2 protein-coding genes are annotated in these 1,682 nt (G+C 68.6%); both read left to right on the top strand.

Features of this window, described 5'->3' with window-relative positions:
- The first annotated feature begins 267 nt into the window (after positions 1 to 267).
- Positions 268 to 606 (top strand): hypothetical protein, encoded by a 339-nt coding sequence (locus tag DYI24_RS26135; protein WP_164574376.1) that lies wholly within the window; start codon positions 268 to 270, stop codon positions 604 to 606.
- 156 nt (positions 607 to 762) lie between these two features.
- A partial coding sequence (locus DYI24_RS26130; protein ID WP_164574375.1) for a DUF4403 family protein occupies positions 763 to 1,682 on the top strand: 920 nt, incomplete at its 3' end.

Below are 1,682 nucleotides of genomic sequence, written 5' to 3'. Positions count from 1 at the left end.
GGTCAACGTCGGCGCCAAGGTGATCGTGCTACCCGACAACCGCCGCGCCGCAGATGCGGGCACCGGACGCCGCGGCTGAGTTTGTTACGGCGGTAAGCTATGAGTAATTCAAACGCGCGGTCTCATTGGAGGCCGCGCGTTCTTGCGCCAGACATCCCATCGCCGCTTACCGCGGGCGTTGTCAGCTAACCGTCAGCACGACGGAACTATCAGTTCTCCCGATCGCGGCCTGTCTCGTTCTGTGCGCCGCGGCGAAGGGGGACAGTGATGGACAAGCCGATCGAATCCGCGGCCCTGGTGTCGCGCCGGCGCCTGCTCGGCATCGCCGGCCTGACGCTGGCAGCGACCTGCACGGCCGCCACGACCGGCCGGGCGCAGCAGGCCGCCGGATGTTCGGCGGTGATCCCGCGGAAATCATCGCAGCAGGATGCCCGCTTTGTCGCGACCGCGTCCTCCGGGCGGCGCTGCGGCTCCTGCCGCTTCTATCAGGCACCGGACCAGTGCCTGGTGGTCGAAGGCCCGGTCAGCGCGGATTCGGTGTGCAATCTGTGGGCACAGCGCGGTGGCGCACTGGGCTGCGAGCCCGACGGACCGATCCGGCTGTAATCTCCCGCAACACTCCGCCGCATCTGCGGCGCCGTTGCCGGCGATATCGCGGCGGTTCGCGGGTCTTTCCACGGCTTGGCGCCCCGCGGGGCTGGCGCGGCTGGCGCCCCCCGCCCCCGGGCTGTATTGTCCCGGCCGTTCCGCCCCGGGGTATCGATGCGTTTCGTCAAGTTTGGATTGGTAGCACTCGCGATCGTCGCGATTTCATTCACGGTCACGCTGAAGGCGTTCGACTGGCTGGCGCCGCGCGCCATCTCGCCGCCGAGCCTGCAGGCGCTGCCACCCTTGCCGCCGATCCGGCAGTCCACCGTGGTGGTGCCGGTGTCGGTGCCGCTCGGGACCATCCGCGACCTGGTCGACGCGGTCGCGCCGCGCACCTTCTCCGGCAAGGCCAACAATCCGCTGTCGCAATATGTGCAGAACGCCGACATCCAATGGACCGCGACGCGCGGCACCGTGACGGTGCGCGGCGCCAAGGATCAGCTCACCATCACCTCGCCGCTCACCGGCACGGTGAATGCCAAGGGCTCGCTCTCCGCCAACACCCAGTCCAAGGTCGACGAGACGCTCGGCCGGCTGCTCGGCAACAAGATGGCCAAGCAGATCGGCGTCAACATCAAGTCGTTCAACGCCAACGGCGAGATCAAGGGCACCATCGCGATCAGCGCGCGGCCGCAGGTGCTGCCGAACTGGCATGTCGATCCGCATCTCGATGCTGAAGTCGCGCTGTCGGATTCCGGCGTCTCGGTCGGCGGTGTCCGCATCGACGTGCCGCAGCAGGTCAAGCCGGTGATCGACAAGGCGATCGCCGATCAGCTCGGCGTGCTGGAGCGCCAGATCCGCGACGACGGTGCGCTGGAGCGCAGCGCGCGGCGCGAATGGGATCGGCTGTGCCGCTCGGTGCCGCTGCAGGGCGCCGGCATTCCCAATGGCTTCTTCCTCGAAATTCGGCCGACCAGGGCGCTCGCAGCCCAGCCGCAGGTCGATGCTGCAGCCGCCACGCTGACGCTCGGCATCGTCGCCGACACCCGCATCACCGCCGGTCCGACCAAGCCGCAATGCCCGTTCCCGCCGGC

The sequence above is a fragment of the Rhodopseudomonas sp. BR0C11 genome, from assembly GCF_010820945.1.
Lineage (GTDB): Bacteria > Pseudomonadota > Alphaproteobacteria > Rhizobiales > Xanthobacteraceae > Rhodopseudomonas > Rhodopseudomonas palustris_H.
The sequence above is the reverse complement of the archived record's forward strand: the minus strand, read 5'-3'. Positions and strand labels throughout refer to the sequence as shown.